Source organism: Enterococcus gallinarum NBRC 100675, assembly GCF_001544275.1.
Lineage (GTDB): Bacteria > Bacillota > Bacilli > Lactobacillales > Enterococcaceae > Enterococcus_D > Enterococcus_D gallinarum.
Genome location: NZ_BCQE01000015.1, coordinates 73,332 through 97,647, shown reverse-complemented (window position 1 = coordinate 97,647; position 24,316 = coordinate 73,332). Strand labels below are relative to the sequence as shown.

At 40.8% G+C, this 24,316-nt stretch carries 24 protein-coding genes and 1 tRNA gene; 19 read left to right on the top strand and 6 right to left on the bottom strand.

Annotated elements, in window-relative coordinates; translation table 11 throughout:
- The first annotated feature begins 103 nt into the window (after positions 1 to 103).
- A complete protein-coding gene (locus tag EG2_RS10190) occupies positions 104 to 616 on the top strand; it encodes an HD domain-containing protein (protein WP_060814669.1) in 513 nt (170 codons plus the stop codon).
- A 119-nt stretch (positions 617 to 735) separates the two neighbouring features.
- Here the strand turns inward: EG2_RS10190 and EG2_RS10185 are convergent, their stop codons facing one another.
- Positions 736 to 1,938, bottom strand: coding sequence for a YdcF family protein (locus EG2_RS10185; RefSeq protein WP_060814668.1), 1,203 nt, complete (start codon positions 1,936 to 1,938; stop codon positions 736 to 738).
- A 130-nt stretch (positions 1,939 to 2,068) separates the two neighbouring features.
- Here EG2_RS10185 and EG2_RS10180 point away from each other — a divergent pair, with 130 nt between their 5' ends.
- A complete protein-coding gene (locus EG2_RS10180) occupies positions 2,069 to 2,587 on the top strand; it encodes a GyrI-like domain-containing protein (RefSeq protein ID WP_060814667.1) in 519 nt (172 codons plus the stop codon).
- A gap of 71 nt (positions 2,588 to 2,658) precedes the next feature.
- Here the strand turns inward: EG2_RS10180 and EG2_RS10175 are convergent, their stop codons facing one another.
- The 3 genes from EG2_RS10175 to EG2_RS10170 all read right to left on the bottom strand — a co-directional run bounded on the left by EG2_RS10175 (position 2,659) and on the right by EG2_RS10170 (position 4,932).
- Positions 2,659 to 3,993, bottom strand: a complete 1,335-nt coding sequence (locus EG2_RS10175; protein WP_060814666.1) for a serine hydrolase — start codon at positions 3,991 to 3,993, stop codon at positions 2,659 to 2,661.
- Positions 3,994 to 4,215: 222 nt separating this feature from the next.
- Complete coding sequence (locus EG2_RS19150; protein ID WP_003126893.1) at positions 4,216 to 4,377, bottom strand: hypothetical protein; 162 nt, start codon at positions 4,375 to 4,377, stop codon at positions 4,216 to 4,218.
- Positions 4,378 to 4,587: 210 nt separating this feature from the next.
- Positions 4,588 to 4,932 carry a DUF4828 domain-containing protein gene (locus EG2_RS10170; protein WP_060814665.1) on the bottom strand — a complete coding sequence of 115 codons (345 nt, stop codon included), beginning with the start codon at positions 4,930 to 4,932 and terminating at the stop codon, positions 4,588 to 4,590.
- Between the two features lie 372 nt (positions 4,933 to 5,304).
- Here EG2_RS10170 and sfsA point away from each other — a divergent pair, with 372 nt between their 5' ends.
- The 11 genes from sfsA (at position 5,305) to EG2_RS10115 (ending at position 15,644) form a co-directional block, all read left to right on the top strand.
- Positions 5,305 to 6,033, top strand: coding sequence for a DNA/RNA nuclease SfsA (gene sfsA, locus EG2_RS10165; RefSeq protein WP_060814664.1), 729 nt, complete (start codon positions 5,305 to 5,307; stop codon positions 6,031 to 6,033).
- 17 nt (positions 6,034 to 6,050) lie between these two features.
- Positions 6,051 to 7,049 (top strand): Gfo/Idh/MocA family protein, encoded by a 999-nt coding sequence (locus tag EG2_RS10160; RefSeq protein ID WP_060814663.1) that lies wholly within the window; start codon positions 6,051 to 6,053, stop codon positions 7,047 to 7,049.
- Positions 7,050 to 7,061: 12 nt separating this feature from the next.
- Positions 7,062 to 8,318, top strand: coding sequence for a DEAD/DEAH box helicase (locus tag EG2_RS10155; RefSeq protein ID WP_228159774.1), 1,257 nt, complete (start codon positions 7,062 to 7,064; stop codon positions 8,316 to 8,318).
- Positions 8,319 to 8,383: 65 nt separating this feature from the next.
- A complete protein-coding gene (locus EG2_RS10150) occupies positions 8,384 to 11,059 on the top strand; it encodes a sigma 54-interacting transcriptional regulator (protein WP_060814661.1) in 2,676 nt (891 codons plus the stop codon).
- 171 nt (positions 11,060 to 11,230) lie between these two features.
- Positions 11,231 to 11,548 (top strand): PTS sugar transporter subunit IIB, encoded by a 318-nt coding sequence (locus EG2_RS10145; RefSeq protein ID WP_003126900.1) that lies wholly within the window; start codon positions 11,231 to 11,233, stop codon positions 11,546 to 11,548.
- Positions 11,549 to 11,571: 23 nt separating this feature from the next.
- On the top strand, positions 11,572 to 11,889 hold the full coding sequence (locus EG2_RS10140; protein WP_003126901.1) for a PTS lactose/cellobiose transporter subunit IIA: 318 nt from the start codon (positions 11,572 to 11,574) through the stop codon (positions 11,887 to 11,889).
- An 88-nt stretch (positions 11,890 to 11,977) separates the two neighbouring features.
- Positions 11,978 to 13,414, top strand: coding sequence for a PTS sugar transporter subunit IIC (locus EG2_RS10135; RefSeq protein WP_060814660.1), 1,437 nt, complete (start codon positions 11,978 to 11,980; stop codon positions 13,412 to 13,414).
- Between the two features lie 118 nt (positions 13,415 to 13,532).
- The gene (locus tag EG2_RS10130; RefSeq protein ID WP_003126906.1) at positions 13,533 to 13,754 is read left to right on the top strand and encodes a hypothetical protein; all 222 of its coding nucleotides are present in this window, start codon (positions 13,533 to 13,535) and stop codon (positions 13,752 to 13,754) included.
- Between the two features lie 53 nt (positions 13,755 to 13,807).
- Complete coding sequence (locus EG2_RS10125) at positions 13,808 to 13,996, top strand: DUF3188 domain-containing protein (protein WP_003126909.1); 189 nt, start codon at positions 13,808 to 13,810, stop codon at positions 13,994 to 13,996.
- Positions 13,993 to 14,406 carry a DUF3284 domain-containing protein gene (locus EG2_RS10120; protein WP_003126911.1) on the top strand — a complete coding sequence of 138 codons (414 nt, stop codon included), beginning with the start codon at positions 13,993 to 13,995 and terminating at the stop codon, positions 14,404 to 14,406. The genes EG2_RS10125 and EG2_RS10120 overlap by 4 nt, the downstream gene beginning before the upstream one ends.
- Positions 14,407 to 14,462: 56 nt before the next feature.
- The gene (locus tag EG2_RS10115) at positions 14,463 to 15,644 is read left to right on the top strand and encodes a GNAT family N-acetyltransferase (protein WP_060814659.1); all 1,182 of its coding nucleotides are present in this window, start codon (positions 14,463 to 14,465) and stop codon (positions 15,642 to 15,644) included.
- A 226-nt stretch (positions 15,645 to 15,870) separates the two neighbouring features.
- Here EG2_RS10115 and EG2_RS10110 read toward each other — a convergent pair.
- A tRNA-Arg gene (locus EG2_RS10110) sits at positions 15,871 to 15,942 on the bottom strand.
- Between the two features lie 180 nt (positions 15,943 to 16,122).
- Here EG2_RS10110 and EG2_RS10105 point away from each other — a divergent pair.
- From EG2_RS10105 to EG2_RS10095, 3 genes are all read left to right on the top strand, one after another.
- The gene (locus tag EG2_RS10105; protein WP_060814658.1) at positions 16,123 to 17,247 is read left to right on the top strand and encodes a baeRF6 domain-containing protein; all 1,125 of its coding nucleotides are present in this window, start codon (positions 16,123 to 16,125) and stop codon (positions 17,245 to 17,247) included.
- A gap of 416 nt (positions 17,248 to 17,663) precedes the next feature.
- A complete protein-coding gene (locus tag EG2_RS10100) occupies positions 17,664 to 17,864 on the top strand; it encodes a cold-shock protein (RefSeq protein ID WP_003126918.1) in 201 nt (66 codons plus the stop codon).
- A gap of 119 nt (positions 17,865 to 17,983) precedes the next feature.
- Positions 17,984 to 18,616 (top strand): HD domain-containing protein, encoded by a 633-nt coding sequence (locus tag EG2_RS10095; RefSeq protein ID WP_005472230.1) that lies wholly within the window; start codon positions 17,984 to 17,986, stop codon positions 18,614 to 18,616.
- Positions 18,617 to 18,743: 127 nt separating this feature from the next.
- Here EG2_RS10095 and EG2_RS10090 read toward each other — a convergent pair whose 3' ends face one another.
- Positions 18,744 to 19,514, bottom strand: a complete 771-nt coding sequence (locus EG2_RS10090; RefSeq protein WP_060814657.1) for an SDR family oxidoreductase — start codon at positions 19,512 to 19,514, stop codon at positions 18,744 to 18,746.
- A gap of 228 nt (positions 19,515 to 19,742) precedes the next feature.
- On the opposite strand from EG2_RS10090, the gene EG2_RS10085 reads away from it, so the two are divergent.
- From EG2_RS10085 to EG2_RS10075, 3 genes are read left to right on the top strand one after another with little or no spacing between them, the layout of a single operon-like run.
- Positions 19,743 to 22,505 (top strand): helicase C-terminal domain-containing protein, encoded by a 2,763-nt coding sequence (locus tag EG2_RS10085; RefSeq protein WP_060814656.1) that lies wholly within the window; start codon positions 19,743 to 19,745, stop codon positions 22,503 to 22,505.
- 54 nt (positions 22,506 to 22,559) lie between these two features.
- Positions 22,560 to 23,060 (top strand): cell wall elongation regulator TseB-like domain-containing protein, encoded by a 501-nt coding sequence (locus EG2_RS10080; protein WP_060814655.1) that lies wholly within the window; start codon positions 22,560 to 22,562, stop codon positions 23,058 to 23,060.
- Positions 23,061 to 23,081: 21 nt separating this feature from the next.
- Positions 23,082 to 24,275 carry a pyridoxal phosphate-dependent aminotransferase gene (locus tag EG2_RS10075; RefSeq protein ID WP_060814654.1) on the top strand — a complete coding sequence of 398 codons (1,194 nt, stop codon included), beginning with the start codon at positions 23,082 to 23,084 and terminating at the stop codon, positions 24,273 to 24,275.
- The last annotated feature ends 41 nt before the right edge of the window (positions 24,276 to 24,316 follow it).

Below are 24,316 nucleotides of genomic sequence, written 5' to 3'. Positions count from 1 at the left end.
CTCAAAGCAACTCTTTGGATTCTCCTAGAATTCTGTCTGAGCAGATGCTATACTTCTATTTGTAAGAAATAAGCAGTATCAAAAAGGTGGCAGGCATAAATCTATGACAGAAAAATGGCAAGAAGATAGCGAGTATATGTCTTATGTATCAGATTTGTTAGAGACAGAAGCTGTAAAAAAATTAGCCAATTATGTTCAACATATGAGTTCCACACGTTTAGAACATTCGATCAGCGTTTCTTATTACAGTTATAAATTGGCAAAAAAATGGGGCGGCAATGCTCGTGCAACAGCTCGGGCTGGATTATTGCATGACCTTTTCTATTATGATTGGCGTACAACCAAATTCGATGAAGGAACACATGCCTATATGCATCCGCGAATTGCCGTTAAAAACGCAGAGAAAATTACTGAATTAAGTGATCTTGAGCGGGACATTATTTTGAAACATATGTGGGGAGCAACCATTGCACCACCCCGATATAAAGAAAGTTATATCGTAACTATGGTGGATAAGTATTGTGCGGTGAAGGAAGCATCAGAACCAATGACTCAAGCCATGAAAGCAAAATGGCAACAACGGTTTTGGCATAAACAACGACCAACACATCTCTAATAAAACAGGCAAGCGCCTAGAATCTGAAGTGATTTATCAGATTCCAGGCGCTTTTTTTGTATGGTGGTGAAACAATTGGATCGTGGTGCTCATGATTCCATTCAAAGGGCATACTTACGCTAGTTTCCAAAGAAAAATTCGAGAATAGTCATCAAAAAGATGATGCTTGCAATTCCGCCAATAGCTAACGCATGTCTTTTTTTGTGCATGAACAAAATGGCGATATATTCCCGTAAAAAAGCATTCGGCAAGTAATAGAAGGCTGTGTGTGAGCCAATCCCATCTGCTTTGACATGCGCTTGGTCGGCGTACATCCCTGCCCGGAAAATATGATAGTTATTGGAAGCAAAGATTGCGTGATATCCTTCTGGACGTAACGAATCCATAATTTCTTTGGAGAATTTCATATTTTCGTAAGTCGTTGTCGAATTGGCTTCCACTAAGATTTCACTTTCAGGGATTCCTTGAGAAACGGCATATTCTTTCATGGCCACTGCTTCAGGAATTTTTTCGTCGCTGCCTTGACCACCGGACATCAAAAGACGAGGGGCTGTTTTCTTCGCACGAAATTGAAGATGATAAAAAGCGATGGCTTTATCGATCCGTTGGGCTAATAATGGAGAAACTTTCTCGCCATTAAGGAGTCCTGCCCCTAAAACTATAATGAAGTCCTGGTCATAGCGGGGATGATTGAATTGATAAATAACCGAGATCGACAAAAAGTTAAGAAAAACAACAAAAAAATAAAGCAGCGATGCCGGGAAAATTGTAAATAAAACACTGACCCAACTTGGTAAGGCATGTAAAAAGGAATCCGATACCAACAAGATCGTTAAAACGATAGCTAAAACCAATGTCAGCAGGTTAGCCAATGAGTGGGATTCTCGGCGTAAAACGACGATTGAATTCCAATAGAGGAAAATAATCAATCCATACAAACCAAAAAGAAAAACGAATAGAAAGCCAACTAATGCAACAGCTAAAATCCCGCCGACTAAAATATCTTCTGTCCGATAAAGATTAACGAGCAAATAAATCCCAAAGGTCAAGATGAAGACATTAAAAAGCAAACCATTCACTAAACGATGCTTGTTTTTAAAATAGGAATATAAAAATAATCCGGCCAAACTAAGCGGGGCTAAGATAAAAAAACTGCCAGTACGTAATTCCGAAATGGACAAATAGGCCAATAAAGCGGCAATCGTCCAACAACACTCGAAGAAAAAGATATCTGGGTCATCTTTTTTCTTGCGGTACCAAAAAACAAAAATCGCTCCTAAGATATAAGCGATACTGAAAAGCCCAATTTGTGTAAAATCCATTCTTTTCACTCCTTTAAATCTAAGAACAGTATACCTAATTTTCGCAGAAAAAGCTTGCAGATGTGGTCAAAGTTGCTGAATTTTCTTGAATTCGCTACAATGGATAGAGAAGAAAGAAGGAGGCACAAGCATGGAATTAGGTGAAGTGATCCGAGTAACACTCCCAGCGTTTTATGTTGTCGGAAAAGAAGGGAAAGGTCTTGCTGAAGAAGGCCCTTCATGGGTTCCGGCACTATGGGATCTTGCAACGAAAGATTTTGAAGAAATCGAGTTTTTGCTAGCCGATCAAGAAGCGGAAGATCTGCAGTTCTGGGGATTGATGAGTGACGGAGAGAACTGGCTGGAACCATGGCAAGAAACAGGACGTTACCTTGCGGGTGTCCAAGTCACTACGGATAATTTTCCACCAGTAGATTGGGTCCGTTGGCAAATGCCAGAGATGGAATACATGGTCGTAAAAACAAATGAAGCCAATCTAAACATGATGACAGAGAAGATGTTGAGAAAAGTTCTTCCAGAAAATAATGTTCAACTGGCAGCAGCTATTCAGGAACGCTACCTGCCTAATTTTCAAGAAGGGGAAGTAGAACTGTATTTTCCTATTGAACCGATTGCGCCTGTTGTGACCAAAGAAGAGTTACTCTCTTAACAAAAAACTTCCAGTGTTTTAGTGATCACCGGTCTTACCGGTAACGCCAAACACTGGAAGTTTATTTTTGATTAAAAGAGATTTGTAAAGAAATTGGCAACTGATCGCCAGCCGATAACAAAAATATTTGCTTTTTCAACGGCTTTAGTAGTGATCAGCTCAGTAGTAGGGACTTCTTTGCTACCATCCATATAGCCTAATGTATCTGTAGGAATCGTTGCTGTTACTTTTCCTAAATCCGTTGCTTTGGCAACTGGTGCAGAGACGGTTTCTTCGTTTATTGTTTTGTTATAATCGATTGTTGTGGTGAAGTCTTTTGGATCCATATCTTTACGTACCCAAACAGAAAGATCATTTTTTACCGCTATGGGAACAGTAAGCTCTTTTCCGTTTTTAACAGCGACTGTTTTTGTATCTGCTAACTGATCACCAGCAGATAGAATAGGAACTTGTTCCCACGCATCAAATGAGTAATCCATCAGTTTGCCTGTTTCGGTGAAACGTACACTAGGATTCTCAGCATGACCGTTGACGTTCAACACTACGGTGATAATACGCTGGCCATCTCGCACAGCTGTTCCAACAAAGCAAGCACCTGCTAAATCAGTGGTTCCGGTTTTCAAACCGTCAACACCATCTTTGGCGTTGATAAAACCAGGTAGCATCCAATTCCAGTTGACCATCTCAACTGGTGAGTAGGAACCTTCACCAAATGTTTTGGTAACCGTGCTGGTGACTTCTAATACTTCTGGGAAGTCTTGGAGCAAATGTCTCGCTACGATGGCGACATCTTTTGCAGATAATTCATTTTCATCAGTGGAAGTGGAACCAGGGTAAAGGTTTTCTCCTAGATAGGTGTTATTCAGTCCGGAAGCATTGACGATCTTAGCGTCTGTGATTCCCCATTCAGTGAGTTTGTCTTTCATTTGATCGACAAACGCTGGCTCCGACCCGGCAATTTTCTCTGCGAGGGCAACGACCGCAGCATTAGCTGATTGAATGTAGCTCGCTTCATAAAGGTCTTTGACGGTGTATTGAACATCACGATGCAAAGGAACATTGGACAAATCAGGTGTGACACTGAGGTCGGCTGCATATTGTGAGATTTCAACAGGGTCTTCCCAAGTCAATTTGCCTTCCTTGACTTGTTCTGCTACTAGATACAGACTAATGATTTTTGTCACTGAGGCGATGCCCATCGGGGTTTCTCCCTCTTGGTCATATAAAATCTTGCCTGTATCGAAATCCACTGAAAAAGCAGCTTTTGCATCGATAGAAAAGTTTTTGATTTCTTCAGCGGTAAATGTAGTCTCCTCAGCGTGGGAGATCAATGGTATTCCGGCAATAAAAAAGAGGGTTGCTAGACCCGCAATCAATGAATACCAGATTTTGGATAATTTCTGCATAGGTAAACTCCTTCGTTTCTGTATCTAAATCAAAAGTTTAACAAAGAGTTTCCTGAGTTGCAATACTCTAACAGAAAGTTCAAAAATTCATAAGAACCAGCTTTTTTCTTCTTGCCGAATCACACCATTGATCGCTTTGTCTTGAAACAATAGTTATTTTTAGACACAAAAAAAAGCTTTTCTTTAACGAACAAAGAAAAGCAGTTTTTTTATCTAATAAAACTATCGGCGAATATGATTTCGGGGATCCTCACTTTGCACTTTTACAGGTACTTTCACTGCTCTTGTTTCTTGCTGCATCAATTGGCGAGCAAGAAACAGCGTTCCTCCAAGTAATGCGGCTAAACCAAAGATTGAAAAAAGTGAAACAAACGTCGCTAACATAGAAATCCCTTCTTTCTGTTTTTAATTAATGTGGAAGGTAGGAATCGAACCTACACCTTAAACTATGAACGATCATCTATCACTCAACGGAACACCTTGTTCAACCACTTCTTATTACTATCATAGCATGAACCGTCTAAAAATGCTGGTAGAAAGTCTGAGCATTTTCAGAGGAAATCAAGAATAAATAATGAAGAAACTTTGAAGAAATCATTCGATCTTTGTCAAAGGATATTGCCAATCTTCTGCTTCATCATAAAGGGTGAAGCGCTGGTCCTTTTGTTCGATGATCAAATGGTAACCCAATGTATCTAATAAAACCAATCTTGATGGGGTCAGCTCAACGATCACAGTAGGTGAATGTTTCCCATCAATTATCAGTGAATGCTCCTCCGTGATCTCAATGGATACAGTGTCTTTCATTTTTGAAGTGAACTGCCATTTCCCCACGAATTGTTGGCGGGGCTCAGTTTTTTGCTTTTCTTTTCTTAATATGAGCGAACTGGCAACACCGGTCAAAAGTGACAGACCAATCAACAGTGAACGTTTTTTCACATTTTCACATCCATTCCTACCTATGATGGAACTAGTATACCATGGGGAACAAAGAAATCCTCCTACTTTGGTCGGAACTTTAAAAGTTTTTTATTGACTACATAATCCATTTACCAAATCTTACAGTCCTCAGAATATACCAGAAAATTGCAGCGGCAGCAGATGGCGGCAGCAATGATGCTGACCCAAAGCATTGTTCCATAGCTTATGGTAAAATCAGATAGAAAGTTTTCTGCTTTCTCCTACTTTAATTGAAAGAGAGTCTTTCACTGAGCAATCAGAGCATCATCAATTACTAGATCAACTGATTTAGCGTTTATTTAAGGAAGTCCGGCTGTTTTAAGGCCGAGGTATTAATGGAGAGGGAAAAAGATGGAATATCCAAATAGTCACTTAGCGATATTTATTATTCGGGAAAATCGCTTTATTGCCCGCTGTCGATTGATGTCAGGGGAGGAAGTAATCGTTCACGTCAAAAATACTGGTCGAGGAAAAGAGGTACTTGTTGCTGGTGCGTTAGTCACTTTGCAATACTGGAATAGTCCAAAGAGAAAAACTAATTATGATTTGATCGCAGTAAAAAAGGGCGACCAATGGATCAATATCGACAGTCAAGTCCCAAACCGTTTGGCCTATGAATCCTTATTGGACGGAACGATTCTTTTACCGCAGATCACAGGTAATCTAACTTTACTAAAGAGAGAAGTGACGTATCACCGCTCAAAGTTTGATTTTTATTTTGAAACAGATGCCGGAGAAAAGGGCTTTATAGAAATCAAAGGGATGACTTTGGAAAACAAACGAGTGGGTGCTTTTCCAGATGCGCCCACCAGTCGCGGATTGAAACATGTAAGTGAACTGATAGATGCCAAGAAAGAAGGGTACTATGCCGCGGTATTGTTTGTCGTTCAATTTGAAGACATTGATGTCGCGACGATCCATCGTGCCATGCAACCAGAGCTAGCAAAAAAAATCGGACAAGCAATTGCAGACGGAATCCAAGTTTTCGCGTATAATTGTCTTGTGGATGAAACCAGCATTTCCATTAATAAAGCAGTACCTTTTGATCTTACGGCTGCTTTTGAAGACCCAAACTTATAAGAAAAGAGGGAATATGAATGATTCATTTAGGGATAATCGGTACAAATTGGATCACGGATCAATTTGTACAAGCTGCACATGAAACGGGACGCTACCAACTAACGGCTGTCTATTCTAGAAAACTGGCGACTGCTCAGTCTTTTGCAGAGAAATACGGAGAAGTAACTTGTGTAGATGATTTAACGGCTTTCTTTCAACTTGAAGAATTAGATACGGTATATATTGCATCTCCCAACAGTTTGCATTTTGAACAAGCAAAACAAGGAATTTTGTCAGGAAAAAATGTGATCGTCGAAAAACCTGCCTTTTCGACACCATCAGAAATGGCTGAGATCATTGAATTGGCCAATGAAAATCAAGTTTTATTTTTTGAAGCAGCGCGCAACATTCATGAGAAAAGTTTTGACACCATTGCGTCTGTTTTAACTGAACATGGCAATATCATTGGTGCAAACTTTACCTATATGAAATACTCTTCTCGGTATGATGCAGTGTTAGCAGGAGAGGAGCCAAATATTTTTTCTCCCCATTTTTCTGGCGGCGCATTGGTAGATCTGGGCGTTTATCCCGTTTATGCAGCACTAGCTTGGTTTGGCAGACCACAAAATGTTTATTATTTTGCCCGGAAAATCATGACAGGAGTCGATGGGATCGGTACGATCATTTTACGTTATGAAACTTTTGACGTAACCATTCAAACTGGAAAAATCGGCAACTCTGACTTGAAATCAGAAATATATTTTGAAAATGGAACACTGGAACTAAATGCAGTCAATGCCATTGAACAAGCGGTATTTTATGACCGTACAAATAATGAAACGGTATTACCGGTGACTGCGCAGGCAAATCCGATGGTCGAAGAAGCTGCAGATTTTGCAGAAGTCATCGAAAATAAAGCAGATCCCCAATTGGGTGCGCGCTATGAAGAATGGATCGAATTGGCCCGTGATGTCAATGAAGCGATCTATCTCATGAGAAAACACGCAGAAATCTCCTTTGACGCAGACAAAGAGTAAGGAATGGAATGTATGACAGCAACTTATTTAGCAGAAGTTTGGCAAGAAAAATGGCAAAGCAGCGGCTTTTCTGAGCCTTCACTGATTCAAGAACAAGTTTATCCGCTTTTGAAAGCAGGACAATCAGTAGTAGGCGTTTCGCCGACAGGTTCAGGGAAAACATTGGCCTATTTACTACCTTTATTGGAAACTGTAAAAGTTGGTGCAGGCAATCAGCTCCTGATTTTGACCTCTTCCCAAGAACTGGCCATGCAGGTCACACAGGTCGCACGAGAGTGGGCCCAGCTTTTAGATTTGCAGGTTTTACCACTGATTGGCGGCGCAAATACTAAGCGACAAATTGAAAAGTTGAAGACCAAACCAGAAGTTTTGGTGGGGACACCAGGACGAGTATTGGAATTGATCAAATTAAAAAAAGTCAAAACGCAACAGATCCATGGGATAGTCTTGGATGAAGTGGATCAATTACTGAAAGAGGGGGCCTTTGGGCTCGCTAGCAAAATCTTAACGCTTATTCCAAAACAGGCGACTCGCAGTTTCTTCTCTGCAACTGCCAATGAGGTTCTAAAAGAAATTCAAGAACTGGCTTTTGAAACACCACAGGTCATTGATGTGACAGAGGAAGACCGGAGCAAAGGGGTGATCCATCATTATTATTTGAATTACCCAAGTCGTAAACTAGTGGATGCTTTGCGCCGGTTGGCTTACTTACCAGATTTTCAGGGATTGATTTTTTTCAATGAATTAAGTGCATTAGGTAATGCTGAAGAAAAACTGCTCTTTCACGGTTTGCCAGTCGCCTCCCTTGCTTCAGACCAGAACAAACTGACCCGCCGTGCTTCGCTTGATGGGTTCCGTCAGGGAAAGATTTGTGAATTACTAACGACAGATGTTGCTGCCAGAGGATTGGATGTCGATCAGCTGGGGTATGTGGTCAACACCGAGGTTCCACAAGAGAAAGAATCTTATCTTCACCGAGCAGGTCGTGTGGGACGGATGGGAAATGAGGGCACAGTGATCACAATCGTCCAAGACCATACATTAAAGGACCTGAAGAAAATTGCCGCACAGCTGGATGTAACGCTGCAAGAAGTTTTCTTGCATGGAGGTGCGCTTCATACAGAGCGTCCGGAAGTTAAAAGTGAACCTAAAAAAGAGCAAAGTGTGCAGAAAAATTCCAGAAAAACTTCTGAAAAATTACACACTATGCCAAAGAAAACGAAGAAAAAGCAAAAAAACCAAAAAGATAAAGGCAAAAGACGCCATTGAGCGTCTTTTTGTGTTACCATTAACGGTGGTTAATTACTAGTGTGTAATATTGAGGAGGCATTTTCGTGAATTCAAGGAAAGAAGAAATCTTTCAGACGATCGAACTGCACAAACAAGGTTTGACAGCCTTAGAGGTTGCGGAGATTTTACAAATCGATCGCAGTAATGCAAGCCGTTATCTCAGTGAATTATTTAAAGAAAATAAAATCAGCAAGCGAGCTGGTCGGCCAGTAATCTATGAACCATTGAATGAGGAAGTTCATGTGGATGTGTCCTCCGAGGTTAGTTTTGAAAGTCTGGTGGGAGTTCAAGCTTCTTTGAAAGTTAGTATCCAACAGGCAAAAGCGGCCATTTTATATCCGCCCCGTGGACTGCATACCATTATATTCGGCGAAACCGGGACCGGGAAATCATTATTTGCGGAGTGTATGTATCATTTCGCTGTGGAATCAAAAATGCTGAAAAAAGATGCCCCATTTGTTGCGTTTAATTGTGCGGACTATGCGCAAAATCCCCAATTGCTATTTGGTCATATCTTTGGGATCCGCAAAGGAGCATACACTGGCGCTGCGGAAGATAGTCCCGGATTAATGGCGAAAGCCGATGGCGGTATTTTGTTTCTGGATGAGATTCATCGTTTGCCGCCGGAAGGCCAGGAAATGCTCTTTACCTTTATCGACAAGGGAGTCTATCGTCCTCTAGGTGAAAGCAATCAAGTGTACGAAGCTTCTGTGCAGATCATCGGTGCTACAACAGAATCTTCAGAAACATTTTTGACGACATTCAACCGAAGAATTCCAATGGCCATCACTTTGCCGAATGTGGAGAGTCGTTCACTGGATGAACGATATGAGATCATCTCCTTATTTATCAAGCAAGAAGCAACTCGGCTCAATCAACGGATCGATGTTGAGCGAGATGCGATTTTGGCCTTTATGCTGTATGAAGCAGAAGGCAATATCGGTCAAATCAAACGTGATTTGAAATTAGTCTGTGCCAAAGCATTCCTCCATTATCGGACCTACGGCAAAAAGCATTTATTGATTCGTAAAGAAGATTGTTCACTGCAAGTCCAAAAAGGATTATTGAAAATCAAAGAAATGTCGGAACGTCTCGATCGCTTTTTAGAAGGCAAAGGCGATTTTTTGAGTTTCGAGCCTGGGGATCAAGATGTTGTTTGGTCACAAGATCCTCAAAGAAATATGCAGGTTTATAATGAGATTGAAGAAAAAGTCAGCAGCTTGATCGAGACAGGTGTTGCAACGATCGATCTGGAAAATCTGATTTCCAAGGATGTGGATGCCTATTTTGAAATGTATGTAGAAGAGCTGACGCAAAATCCCGTCCACAAAGAGTTGATTCCAGAAGATATTTGGAAACTGACCAATCGCCTTTATGATATCGCTCAACAAAAATTGGATCGTACATACAATGAAAAAGCACGTTTTGCCTTTGCCCTTCATCTCCAAAGTACATTAGAACGCGTAAAAGAAGGCCACATGATCGTTCATCCAGACTTAAATACGATTCGGAAAAATCTGAAATCAGAGTTTCAGGTGGCGATGGATTTATCAACTATTATTGAAGAGGAACGACATGTGGAGATTCCCTTCGATGAAATTGGCTTTATTAGTATGTTTCTAGCTATTCAGGTGAAAAAACAGATCATGCCGCTTGAGAAGGTAGAAGTCGTCGTCTTGATGCATGGAAGAGCAACAGCTAGCAGCATGCTGGAAACCGCACAGGAGCTATTGGAAACCACTAGCGGTTATGCAATGAATATGTCATTGGATACAGAAGTGGGCGCAATGTATGAAAAGTTATTGGCCTATGTTTCTAAGAATAAAGATAAATTAAGTAATGGTCTATTGCTTCTCACTGATATGGGATCATTGAATTCTTTTGCAACACTTATTTATGAAGAAACGGGCATTCGGACGAAAGCAATCTCCATGTCCAGTACGATGATCGTGCTGGAAGCTTTGCGCATGGCAGAGAGCGGACGCAGTCTCGAGGATATCTATCAAAACATCCAACGTTCCTTTGAGACGATCGTTCAAGAACAATTCCGCACGGTTCGGGAAGCCAAAGGCAATAAAAAGGCAGTAATCGTTACGTGCTTTACGGGAGAAGGTGTCGCTGCCAAGCTGTATCAGCGAATCTATCCGGTCGTCGATCAAGAGAAGGTCGAAATTATTCAAATGCAATTTATTGAGAAAGAAACCTTTAAGAAACACATCGATGGGTTGCTAGAAGAATATGAGATCAAAGCCATCGCTGGCACAGTAGATATCGATTATCAAAACATTCCTTTCTTTTCGGCCTATGATGTCTTTGATGACGAACGGTTGAATGTGCTGAAGCGAATCGTTTCTGATGAAGTTCCCATTGAGAAAATTGTTCGCTCTCTTGAAAATACCCTTACGCATGTCGGGTCTGTCTACCATTTGATCGAGAGCTTGCAACGAATCGTCCATCAGGTTCAGAATCAGCTGCATGTGACACTAGAACCGACAGTAGATGCCGGGTTAGTGATCCATCTTGCTTTTCTTGTGGAGAGCAATTTGAAAAAGGAACCTTCCCGAGCATTTAAGGATCTAGCAAACTTCCAAAAGCGGTATCGGATCGAGACCGATGTGTTGCGAACGAACTTGCTGCAAATCGAAAAAAATTATCAAGTCAAGATCTCTGAAGATGAGATTGCGTACCTCACACAGATGTTCTTAGAAAATGAAATATAAAATCATCATGAATCCGCACACAATATTAGTGTGTAATGAGAAAAAGGAAAAGTGTGTAAGCGTTAAATTGGTGCAGACCATTGTTAAATCAAGGTTTGCACTTTTTTTATTTTGGCACGCTTCTTGCTTTATAGTTAAGTGTAAATAATAATTTAGAAAGGAGTGACAATGATGGCGAAAAAAACGATTATGCTCGTATGTTCTGCTGGCATGAGTACTAGTTTGTTGGTAACAAAAATGCAAAAAGCAGCTGAAGCAAAAGGAATGGACGCAGATATTTTTGCAGTATCCGCTTCAGAAGCAGACCAACATTTAGAATCAAAACCGGTGGATGTTCTATTGTTAGGCCCACAAGTACGTTTTATGAAATCACAGTTTGAACAAAAATTAGCACCTAAAGGGATTCCTTTAGAAGTCATCAACATGGCTGATTATGGCATGATGAATGGCGAAAAAGTTTTAGCACAAGCAGAAAGCTTAATGAAGTAGTGAAGTAAGAGGAGGATTTTTTGATGGACGAGCAAAATTTGGAAGCCATTATGGGTTTGATCATGTATGGCGGAAATGCGAAAAGTGATGCAATGGAGGCAATTGCGGCAGCCAAAGAAGGAAATTTTGAATTGGCAGACCAAAAGATTGCGGATGCTGAAGCATCTTTAGTAGAAGCACACCATTCACAAACTGGTTTGTTGACACAAGAAGCGCAAGGCAACCATATGACAGTGACCTTGTTGACGGTTCATTCGCAAGACCATCTAATGACATCAATCGCATTTACAGATCTAGCGAAAGAAATCATTGATATTTATCGACGTATGAGTAACGAATAATCTTTGAACGGATAGAAGTAGTTATTTGTTGATTTTATCTCTTAGAAAAATCTTCTTTGGCGAATAGAACTTATAGGAGGACATAAAAATGGATGGATTAACGAGTTGGATGGAGAAATACATTCTCCCCGTAGCAGCGAAGATCGGTGCTCAAAAGCACTTAGTAGCGTTGCGTGATGCGTTTATTGGAACAATGCCCGCGACAATGGCTGGTTCGATCGCTGTAATGATCAATGCGATCATTCGCGATCTGCCACCACAGTTTTGGCCTAGTTATGATGCAAGTACAATTCCAGTTATACGTGAAATTATTAGTATTAATGGGTTTGTTTGGAATGGTACACTAGCTGTAGCTGGATTGGTTTTTGCTTTTTCTTGGGGGTATAACTTAGCCCGAGCATACCGTGTCAATGACCTTGCCGGTGGGATCGTCGGAATGGCGACACTGATCCAAGGAATCGCTTTTTCATATAGCACATCTGTTGCGACGACAGTTCCTGCAAATTTGATGGATGAAATCAATGCTGGTACAGCAACAACTGGTTGGTCAGCAACAGCTGAAGGAATTACAGCTGGCGGCTGGGGCTGGTTGAATTTGAACCATCTAAATGGGAATGCATACTTTACTGTAATGATCATGGGAGCAATCTCAGTCATCATTTTCTGTAAATTAATGTTAGCCAATATTACAATCAAAATGCCAGATTCCGTTCCACCAGCAGTTTCGAAAGCTTTTGCCGCAATTTTACCGGCAACGATCGCTTTGTATGTTATTGCTATTATTAACTTTATTGTTGGACAATTGACGGATGGACAATTGATTATCGACCTTGTTCAGAAATATATTGCTGAACCATTCTTGGGTCTTTCTCAAGGAATAGGTGCAGTCCTGATCGTTACTGTTTTCGTGCAAATCTTCTGGTTCTTTGGTATCCATGGTCCAAACGTATTGGCACCAGTTTTGGAAGGTATCTGGGGACAAGCACAGTTGATCAATATTGATATTTTCCAAAAAGGATATGATGGAAAAACTGGAACAAGCGCGGTATTAGCAGCCATTGAAGATGGAAAAGCGTATATGTGGGTTCGTGGATCATTCGATGCATTTGCATGGTTTGGTGGTTCAGGTGGAACGATCGTTCTTTTGATCGCGATCTTAGTTTTCTCTAAACGTGCAGACTATCTGACAGTTGCCAAATTATCAATTGGACCTGGTATCTTCAATATCAACGAACCAGTCATGTTTGGTTTGCCAATCGTATTGAATGCGATCATGTTCATTCCTTTCATTGTTGCACCGCTTGTTGCTACAACAATTGGTTGGTTAGCTACTTACTGGGGATTAGTCTCACCAGTTTCTCAACAAGTAACTTGGGTTGTGCCGCCAATGTTATTATCATTCTTAGCAACCGGTGCAGACTGGCGCGCGCCAATCGTCACTTTAGTATGTATGGTGGTCACCTTCTTCATCTGGGCGCCATTTGTTATCTCAGCAAATAAAATTGATCCAAAATTAGGCGAATAGTCCTTTAATCGAGAGGAACTGCTATCGCTTCATAGTCGAAGTAGCAGTTCTTCTTTTCATTCATTTAGAATACAGTTAGAAAACAGCAGCAAGAAAACTGCTCAAGGAGGAATAAAAAATGATCTCAATCGCAAGTGCTATGCAACAAGATGCAATCAAAGAATTATTAGAAGGATACAATGAAGACGGTGTGTCTTACACATTTAAAGAAAAGCAAGGGATCAAATTGATTTTTACTACCACAGCTGACGATGCAGAAGCAGCAGCTAAAAAAGCAAAAGAATTGATCAAGGCACAACCATGGGGATCTGTACTATACTTTCAAGCAACCGCTGTTTGACGTCGTAATACAACTGATGTCAGGGACGATTAAATAGATAGGGATGAATCAAAATGATAAAAAACGGCTTATTTTTGTGCAGTATCGGGTTGCTTGTGATTTTGTATAGCATGAACCCAAGCAATATGCGTTTAGACATTTTCAGTTTTACAACTGGAATTGCTTTGCTGATAGGCGGCGGTTTGTTGTTTATGAAAGGCAAGAAAAAAGCTGATCAATCAAATGGAGGACAGTCTAAATGAAAATTGAAAAAACATTGAACGTTCCAAGTCCAGTCTTTTTCGATAAAATAATCGACTCAGTGATATTTGATATCCGCAAGGCAACAGGCAAAACGGTTTCCCGCAAACAGTTAGCCGGATATGAGTACGTCAAGGAATTTTCAGCTTCCAGCCGTGCAAAAATCAAAATTGAAGAAGTCATTGAGAATCAAGTCTATCAGTTTCGGACAGAGACAACCAAAAATGAGTTTGTCGTTCGCTATGAGCTGGAAACGATAAATGAAAAGCAGACAAAGGTAATTTATACGGAAACGATGAAGTCATTCGGTATTTTGCAACAAATGAATGATATGCTGCTTGGAACGATTCTAGGTTATTTTAAACGAAAACAATTCAAAAAAATGCTGGTTATGATGGAAGAATCATATTAAAGGGGTCCTGTGACGCCTTTTTTGTGTTTTCCAGGTAGGTAATAGGAGGAAATCGGATGAGTGATGTACGTAGAATGGATGAAGCAGGTCCACAAGAAGTTTTGGATTTAGTGGCTTATGCTTTCCAATGGGAATTAAGTGAGAAAAATAAGGAGCGTTATCGCTTACTAGCAGAGAATTCATGGAACTATGGTTCGTATGATGATCAAGGAAAGTTGGCTAGTCAAATCATGGCCACACCTTTCGCCATTGATTTTCATGGAACAAGCTATCCGATGGCAGGAATCGGTTTTGTTGCGTCATATCCAGAATATCGAAGTCAGGGAAGAATCGACCGCATCATGCGCCGCATCTTGGAAGATTGTTATGAGCAGGGAATTGTCCTTTCCTATTTAGCACCTTTTTCTTTTCCCTTTTATCGTCGCTATGGGTATGAATACGTCTTTGAACGTATGGTCTATGACGTTGCTGCTCATGAATGGGCCGATAGTCCCAAAGTAACAGGTTCGATTCAGCGTCTGCCATGGTCAGAGGCTAAACGTGTGATCCACGATATTTATCATGCTATGCCAAGACATAAAAAAGGCGGATTGCTGCGAGCAGATTGGTGGGAAACGATCAAATTTACGTATCGTAAGTCGTATACATTTGCCATTTACCGCGATGAAGCTGGGAATAATACCGGTTATCTAGTTTATACGATTCAAGAAGGCAAATTCATCATTGAAGAGTGGGGCTACTTAAACATTGAGGCTTATCACGGATTGAATCGATTGATTGTCTCTCATGCCGATTCTGTTGCCCGAATCATTTATCAACCAGGTTATGACAATGATATTCGCCAGGCAATTGCTGCCAAACCAATAGCACACTATCAGGTGAGACCGGATATGATGGCGCGAGTAGTCGATGTTCATCGCTTTTTGGCGCAATATCCCTTTACTTATCAGCTAAATGGAGCTTTTGCTATTGAGATCCAAGAAGATAAATATGCGCCTTGGAACAATGGAATTTATGAAATCTCTATCAAGGACGGTCAGCATTCAGTCGAAAAAGTAACGCAGACGCAACAACCAATAGTAAAAACAACCGTGCAACGTTTTGTCCAGTTATTTATGGGATACCAAACAGTTGATACAATGGTTTTCTTGGAACAATTAGTGGCAGATGATGTAGCAATAAACTGCATCAAGTCTAATCTTCCAATAGGAAAACCAATATTAGAAGACTATTTCTGATTTATCGAGTCGTCCAACCAGCAAAATACCTGATGGTCCCCTCGCGTTTTAGGTAGGAATCCTTTAAGAAATGAGAGCAGTGATACGGACAGCTGATGGACCAGATATGTTTTATCATCTTTGGTTTTAACTTGATTCTTAGACAAGTGTTCTGTTGCAGCTAAGAGTTTTTTATCTGATAAGCAAAAAAACTCTTGTCCAACAAGAGTTTAACAGGTTCTTTCAACGTTCCCTGCCGGAATCGAACCAGCAACTAATCCTTAGGAGGGACTTGTTATATCCATTTAACTAAGGGAACACAACAATCCCATTTTACCTGTAAATTCATCTTCCTGCAACCCTAAGTCATAGTTATTTTTGTTGCTGGATAAGGGAAGATGAGGAATAGAAACCCGATTTATGCAATCGTTTTGCTTTATGGATAAAAATAGGCATGGTACACTTTAGGTGTAACCGATCAAGTAGGAGGTAATGTTGAATGGTAAAATTTGGGAAAGCTTTTTTGTTGCAATTAACAACTGACGGAATCAATGGACCATTTGTCACGATCATGCTAAATACTCACGTAGGTCACCAAAATGTTGAGAAAGATCAAATCAAATTCAAAAATTTTGCTAAAGAAGCAAAACGCCGATTTGAGAAGAGATATCCCGACCACTCATGGAACAAATTCCAGGAAAAAATTGAGACCCTGCTTGCTGATCAGGCATTTTGGCGCAGCAGCACCAAAAGTGTGGCAGTGATCTTAACAGCAGAAGAAACATTGATCCATCGCTTGAGTATTACCGTGGATGATCAGTACTATGTCGGAGATACACCTTATCTGTTGGCGATCATCAAAAATGCCCAATTCAATTATGCCTTTTATTTACTTGCATTGAATCGGGATTCCATGAAAGTATACCGTGTTGAAAACAAGCAAGTCACTGAAGTGGCATTGCCTGAAGACGCTCCTGTTGACCTTGAGACTGCTCTTGGTGAAGAAATCAGCGGTGGTGGAGATTTCAATTATAGTGCACAAGGTGGACCAAACAGTTCTGGTGAAGGCGTTGCCTATCACGGCTTCAGTGCTAAAGACGAAGAGGTTGAGATCGATCATGTCAATTACTACCAAGCTGTAGACAATTATTTTAAAAATGAATTTCCAAATGAGGAAAATTTACCGCTTTATCTTTTTGCACTCCCTGAAAATCAAACATTATTTAAGAAGATTGCAAAAACAAGTTACTTCAAAAAAGATGCTTGTATTGCGTCATCACCTGCTTCATTATCCCCACAACAAATTGCTGAGTGTGCGCAAAAATTGATGGACGATCTGATGCAGAATGAAGTAGCTTCTTACAACAAACTGCTTGACCGCAAATTTATAGATCAATTAGTGGACATTGTACCAGCAGCAAAAGAAGGACGGATCGCGCAGCTCTTTATCGCCACTTCAAATTTAGTGGATGGCTTCGGAGAAGACCCGGATACTGAGTATGATCGTCGGCAAGTGCTGAATACATTGGCCAAAAATGTGTTGGAAAACAGTGGAGAAGTCTCTATATTGGAGCAAAAAGATGCGCCGGATGAGAAAAGTTTGACCGCGATCTTGCGGTACTAGTCTCCTAGATATCCGTAAAGCACCAGTTGAATAAATTAGCCTGTGACATAAACAACAAGAAGAATAATCTGAACGATTTACCAGGATTGCGTATCCCTTGGATAGTTGCTACTAGGACTTACAAACTGTAGGAGCAATCGTAGGATTCTTCGGATTAGTCCCTTTGTTGTAGAACATATGTCACAGGCTTTTTCTCTAAAAAAGTGCCTGATCTATGGAGAAAGTTAAGAAATAATTGCGTTTTCATTTTTTTTAAGTTTGCGATAGTCAGGAAGCAAAAACTGTGCTATAATACGAAGTGTAGTTTTTGTTACGGTAATTTATGGTAGCTTGTTTCATTTTAAAACATCTCCCACATTTTCACCATATACAAGTAATTGCAAAATATGTGTTTTAACACAAGGAGGATTTTTATTATGGAAACAGGTACAGTAAAATGGTTTAACTCAGACAAAGGTTTTGGTTTCATCACTGCAGAAAACGGAAACGACGTATTCGTTCACTTTTCAGCTATCCAAGGTGAAGGCTTCAAAACTTTAGAAGAAGGTCAAGCTGTTACTTTCGATATCGAAGACGGACAACGTGGACCACAAGCTACTAACGTAAACAAAGCTTAATTCTTGCCTATCAGAGCAGCCTAGCTGCTCTTTTTTTGTGCTTTCATTCAAAAGAGGGTAGAGTCTAAATTTGTTTGCATTTTCTGTATTTGTTATACTTGAAAAAAGAGGGACTCAGGATGGGACTGAATGAATTTATTTTAGGACTGGCGAATTTGGAAAAGATTCAACGGGCACCGGGGTTCTTTAAGTTTACAGAACATAGCGTCGCAGCGCATTCTTTTCGAGTCGCAATGATCGCCCAGACATTGGCTGATATTGAAGAGCAGGCGGGAAATACGATCGATTGGCAGATTCTCTATGAAAAAGCATTAAATCATGATTATACTGAACGGTTCATTGGAGACATCAAAACACCTGTCAAATATGCAAATAAAGAATTGCGGCAAATGCTTTCGACAGTAGAAGAAAAGATGACAGATACATTCATCGAAGAGGAGATTCCAGAATCATTTCAGCCGATTTATCGTCGTAGATTAGCAGATGGCAAAGATGATTCCCTGGAAGGCCAATTGTTGGCGATCGCAGATAAAATTGATTTGCTTTATGAATCTTTTGAAGAAATTTCAAAAAGCAATCCAGATAAAGTCTACAAAGAAATGTTTCGCGAAGCAGTAATGACGGTCAAGAATTTTAATCACCGTCCTAGTGTGTCTTACTTCTTTGAAGCGGTCTTTCCAGAACTATTGAATGCAGATTTCTATGGAAAAGAAAATTTTCTAGAAGAAATCGCTAACCTAATCAAAAATTGAAATGGTCTGTGAAACAAGTTTACCTATGAAAAAAACATACTAAGAGTAGAGGAGAAACTCATCCGTCGATAAGTTCCTCCTCTACTCTTAGTATGTTTTTGAAGACTTGTTTCACAGGCTATTTTTATTATAACAATGATTCTGCTCCATCAACATAGACTTCTGTACCCGAAATGTTTCCTGCATCTTCAGAGGAAAGAAACAGCACGAGGTTAGCTACTTGTTCCGGAATACCAGTCTCCTGACGCAAAGGACGTTCCCGTTCCGGAAAGACGATTGGGATTTTGATTTTTTCAACAGCCTCTTCGATAGCCGTATTCTCATCAATATTGGTTGAAATCGCTCCTGGACAAATCGCATTGACTCGGATGTTGTAGCCGGAAAGCTCGAGTGCCGCCATTTTCATGAAAGCAACTTGACCAGCTTTTGATGTGCTGTAGGCACTGGCACCGAAATTTTTGAAAATTCGGTTGCCGTTGACCGAACTTGTGATCACGATACTGCCGCCGTTGATTTTTAAAAACGGAATTGCTGCTTTAACTGTGACAAAAGTACTGCGAAGATTCGTTGTAATGGTCGTATCCCAATCATCTAGTGAAAGCTCTTCGATAGGGGTCCAGGTTCCATTGATCCCTGCATTAACGTGGAGAATATCGATACCACCCAACTCTTGTGCCAACGCTGTGACTGCCTGTAAGAGCTCTTCTCCTTTTGATACATCAACCACACGATAAATCGATTGACCTTCGGTGGCTTCTACAAATGCCTTCAATTCTGTTTCATCAATGTCTAATAGACCAACGACTGCTCCTTGATCCAGAAATTGCTGGGCAACTGCTTTGCCAATGCCGGAAGCTGCACCCGTCACGATAACCTTTTTATTTTCAAACCGTTTCATTTAAACGCCTCCTTCTTAATTAAATTATAAAAAAGTTCCTGACCTTTGTCGAAAGATACGGATGGTCCATTGATTTTTGATAGGATGAACGTATGAGGACTTTAGTCCTAAAATCAAGCTTCTCGTCTGATTGATTTCAAAATTTGATTTCCTCGTTATTGGCTAAAACAGATGTAAGGGGCAAAGATTTTGTAGTATAATGCAAGGAGTGCGTAAGGAGGAAGCGAAATGAAACCCATATACGCTGTGGTCGACCTTGAAACAACGGGGACTGATCCTGCCATTGATCGAATCATCCAATTTGGCTGTGTCTTGATCCAAGATGGTCAGGTCATTAATCGATTTGCGACAGATATCAATCCGGATCGAAGAATATCAAAGCAGATCCAGAATTTGACTCATATCACCAATCAACAAGTGAAACGAGCACCGTATTTCGAAGATGTTGCTCATACGATTTATAATTTATTAACACAAACAGTCTTTGTGGCGCATAATATTTATTTTGACTATCATTTCTTAAGTCAAGAATTAATCCGATGCGGGATGCCGCCCCTTGAGATTCCAGGAATCGATACCGTGGAATTGGCACAAGTTTTTTTGCCAACAGAAAGCAGCTTTCGTTTGGGAGATCTGGCTGAAAGTATCGGATTTGTTCATGAGAAACCACATCAGGCGGATAGCGATGCGGAAGTGACCGCGGCATTATTGCTGTACATCGAATCGATCATGCGTGAACTGCCATGGGTGACTTTAAAGCAAATCGCCCAGTTGAGCGGTCAAATGGGGATGCAGACCAGTCAATATATTCAGCGGATCGTCAGTGAACGTACCGAAGAGCCGCTTCCTGAACATTTGGAAGAAATCGATGGATTGGTTCTGCGAAAAAAGAGCGTACCATTGTTTGAATCAAGCTATTTTCAAGGAGAGTATCCTAAAGTTAAAGCGGATAAGATCAAATGCTTTGATGGCCGCCTCAGTTATCGAAAACAACAAGCGCGGTTGATGAATGCAGTTTATGATCACTTTTCTCATGAAGAAAAAAATCTGATCATTGAGGCAGAAACCGGCATGGGAAAAACCATCGGGTACTTATTTCCTGCAAGCTACTTAGCTACTCCAGAAAATCCATTAATCGTCAGTACCACGTCGATTTTGCTACAGAATCAGATATTGGCTAAAGACATCCCATTAGTCAATCAAGTACTGGAACAACCGTTACAAGCAACTGTTGTGAAAAGTCATCAACACTACATTGATCTCCAGCGGTTCAAAGCAACATTAGAACAACCGCTTGAACAAAAACAGTATGCCCAGTATCAGATGGGACTTTTAGTTTGGCTGACCAAAACTGAGACCGGAGATTTTGATGAATTGAATCTTGTGCGTCTTGATCATCCGCTATTTTTGGAAATTCGTCATCGAGGGGTGGATTTTTTGGCAAAGAATCAAGCTTTTTATGAGCAGGATTTTGTGCGCCATCTCTATAAAAAGATGGCACAGAGCAATGTGCTAATTGTCAACCATGCATTTTTGATGCAGGAAAATCGACGACAGTATCCACTACTGCCAACGAGTGACTTTCTGCTGATCGATGAAGTCCAGCATTTACCGGAGATTGCCGAAAGATATTCGCAAAGTTCCTTTGATTCCCAACAGTTCAAACGACAATTTTTGCAATTGAATGAAGAAGGCTTGTTTGAAGAGATCAAGCAACTCGTCGCTGAAGAATTCGATCTTTCCCATTTATTCTCATTGTATATCGATGCCATCAAATTGATTATCGATACGCTAGAAGCCTATTTTGAAACACTCGTGATCGATGGGGAAGAACTGACACTTGTCCAACGAAAGGACCTTTATGATGGCAGCTTGCAGCAAGATCGTCTCCATCAAAAAATTCATTTGTATTATAAAGAAATTTTAGAAATCCAACAGCGATTGCAGACAACATTCATGGCGACAGAAGAACGGCGATTGGCTCGGGAACGCATCCTGATTGCCCGCTTGTTTGATTATTTCCATGATATGGAGGTACAGGCAGCGACGGTTCAATCGTGGCTGATGAATTGGCAACCTCGGTATGTCCATTGGATCAAGAAAAAAGCAGGGACTGCTGCAGCGATTATTGAAGTGGCAGATCTGCGGGGAAATCAAATTATCGAAAGCAAATGGTATTCAAGGTACAAACATATTCTTTATTTAGGCGGTACATTGAAAATTCCTGGTAACAAATCTTACTTTGCTCACCGATTAGGCATTCCTGAAGTGACAGTCAAAACGATTCCGGCATTCTATGATTATGAAAAGCAGGCACGTCTGTTTATTGTCAAACAAGGAATCTCGATTCAGCAAGCAACGAATGAAGAATACGCTCAATACTTGGCCGATGCATTAACACCGTTGCTATTTGAAAATTTGCAACCAACACTTGTATTGTTCACTGCTCATGACACATTGAAACGGGTCTATGAAAAACTGCATAAAAAAGCCTTGGAACAAGGACGAGAACTTGCAGCACAGGGGACTGGTGGTAGTCGCGAGAAAATCATCAAGCGTTTTTTACTGGCGGAAAATGGGATTCTTTTTGGAACAGATAGTTTTTGGGAAGGCATCGATTTACCCGGTCAAGCGCTCAAAATCGCGGTTGTGACGCGCTTACCATTTGAGAATCCCAAACGGCCGCTTGTTCAAGCACGTCATGCTTTTTTAGCATCGGAAGGTATTGATCCTTTCAAGGAAGATGCATTGCCAAAAGCAATTATTCGGATGCGTCAGGCGTTGGGACGTCTGATTCGGTCGGAAAATGATCAAGGAGTAATGGTGGTTCTTGATCGTCGGATTCTTTCTACGAAGTATGGCAAGCGAATACTTAAAGGTTTGCCAAAAAATCTGCCGGTCAAAGAAGCTACACCACAAGAAATGACCGAGGACATACGGGAGTTTTTTGATTCTGAAGCAGAAGAAACACCAAAAAAACATTTTTCTTAAAAGATAGCTGAAATCTGCTATAATAGAGCATATTATTTTTATGGAGGATAACGAGTGAAAACGAAAGACAAAGAACAACGCCGTGTGATGATTTTACTGGGTGCGATCGTTTTTTTATTGATCGTTATCATATTCTCATCGATTTTCTACATCCGTTCGACTCGTCCGATGCGACAGGCACGCAATGAAGCAATTGAAATTGCTCAAAAGTATACGGATTTGAAAGAGGTCGATCAATTTTATTGGTTTAATCGCCAAGCTTCTTCTTTTAGTTTAGTTGGTACAGATGATAAAGAAAATAAAATCGTCGTCATCATTCCTAAAAGCGGTGAAAAAGTGTCAGTTTTTAAACAATCAGATGGTCTAACGGAAGAAGCCGCTCGTCAATTGGTTGCCGAAAAACATCCAGAAGAAACGATCCAGAAAGCTACTTTAGGATTGTTTAAAGAGCAAGCTGCTTGGGAAATCATGACGAAAGATGCTTCTGGGGAACTTCAGTATTATTTGCTAGGTTTTAAAGACGGCAAGGAAATCAATGCCATCAATAATATTTGATTTAGAGAAAGGATGGTTGACATGACACTCTCCAAACGAGCGTATCAAGTAGAGCCCTCAGTTACATTAGCTGCAGCTGCCAAGGCTAAGGCGTTAAAAGCGCAAGGCGTTGACGTATTGAGTTTGACGGTAGGAGAACCCGACTTTATTACTCCTGAGAATATTCGTCAAGCCGCTATCCAAGCCATTGAAAATGGGAAGGCAAGTTTTTACACCCCGACAGCAGGGATCCCTGAGCTAAAAGAAGCCATCCTACGCTATCTGCAGGAGTTTTATGGCGTAACGTATGACACCAACCAAGTGATCGTAACAGATGGCGCTAAATTTGCGCTTTATGCGTTGTTTCAAGCAGTGATCGATCCAGCAGATGAGGTGATTATTCCTGTGCCATATTGGGTTAGCTATGCAGAGCAAGTGAAACTAGCAGGAGGGCAACCTGTCTTCGTCTATGCTGCGGAAACCGAACAATTTAAAGTAACGGTTTCTCAACTAGAAGCTGTTAGAACAGCCAAGACTAAAGCCATTATTTTGAATTCGCCCTCCAATCCAACGGGGGCAATTTATTCGAAAGAAGAACTACAGGCTATCGGAGAGTGGGCAGTTGAACATCATATTTTGATTGTTTCTGATGATATCTATGGTCGTCTGATTTACAATGGGCACTCCTTTACGCCGATTGCTAGCTTGTCTGAGGCTATTCGTAAGCAAACGATCATCATTAATGGTGTCTCAAAAACATATGCCATGACTGGTTGGCGGATTGGATTTGCCGTTGGCGATCAGACGATCATTCAAGCGATGACGGATATTGCTTCTCAAGCAACCAGCAATCCCACAGCTGTCAGTCAATATGCTGCTGTTGAAGCATTGTCAGGGAATCAAGACTCCATTGAAATCATGCGTCAGCAATTCGAAGACCGATTAAATAAAATCTATCCGATCGTTGCAGCCATTCCAGGATTTCAATTAGTAAAACCGCAAGGCGCTTTTTACCTTTTCCCAAATGTCAGGGAAGCAATGAATATGTGCGGATATGAAGACATCAATGATTTTGTGGAAGCAATTCTGGAAGAGACCGGAGTAGCAGTCGTTACTGGTGCTGGGTTCGGTGCACCAGACAATTTACGGATCAGCTATGCAACCGATTGGGCAACCTTGGAAGAAGCCGCAAAACGTTTGCAGGATTTTGTTGAAAAGAAAAGCCGAAAAGCTTAAAATGCTTTATGGAACCCTTATTATCAGATTGGAGAGAAACG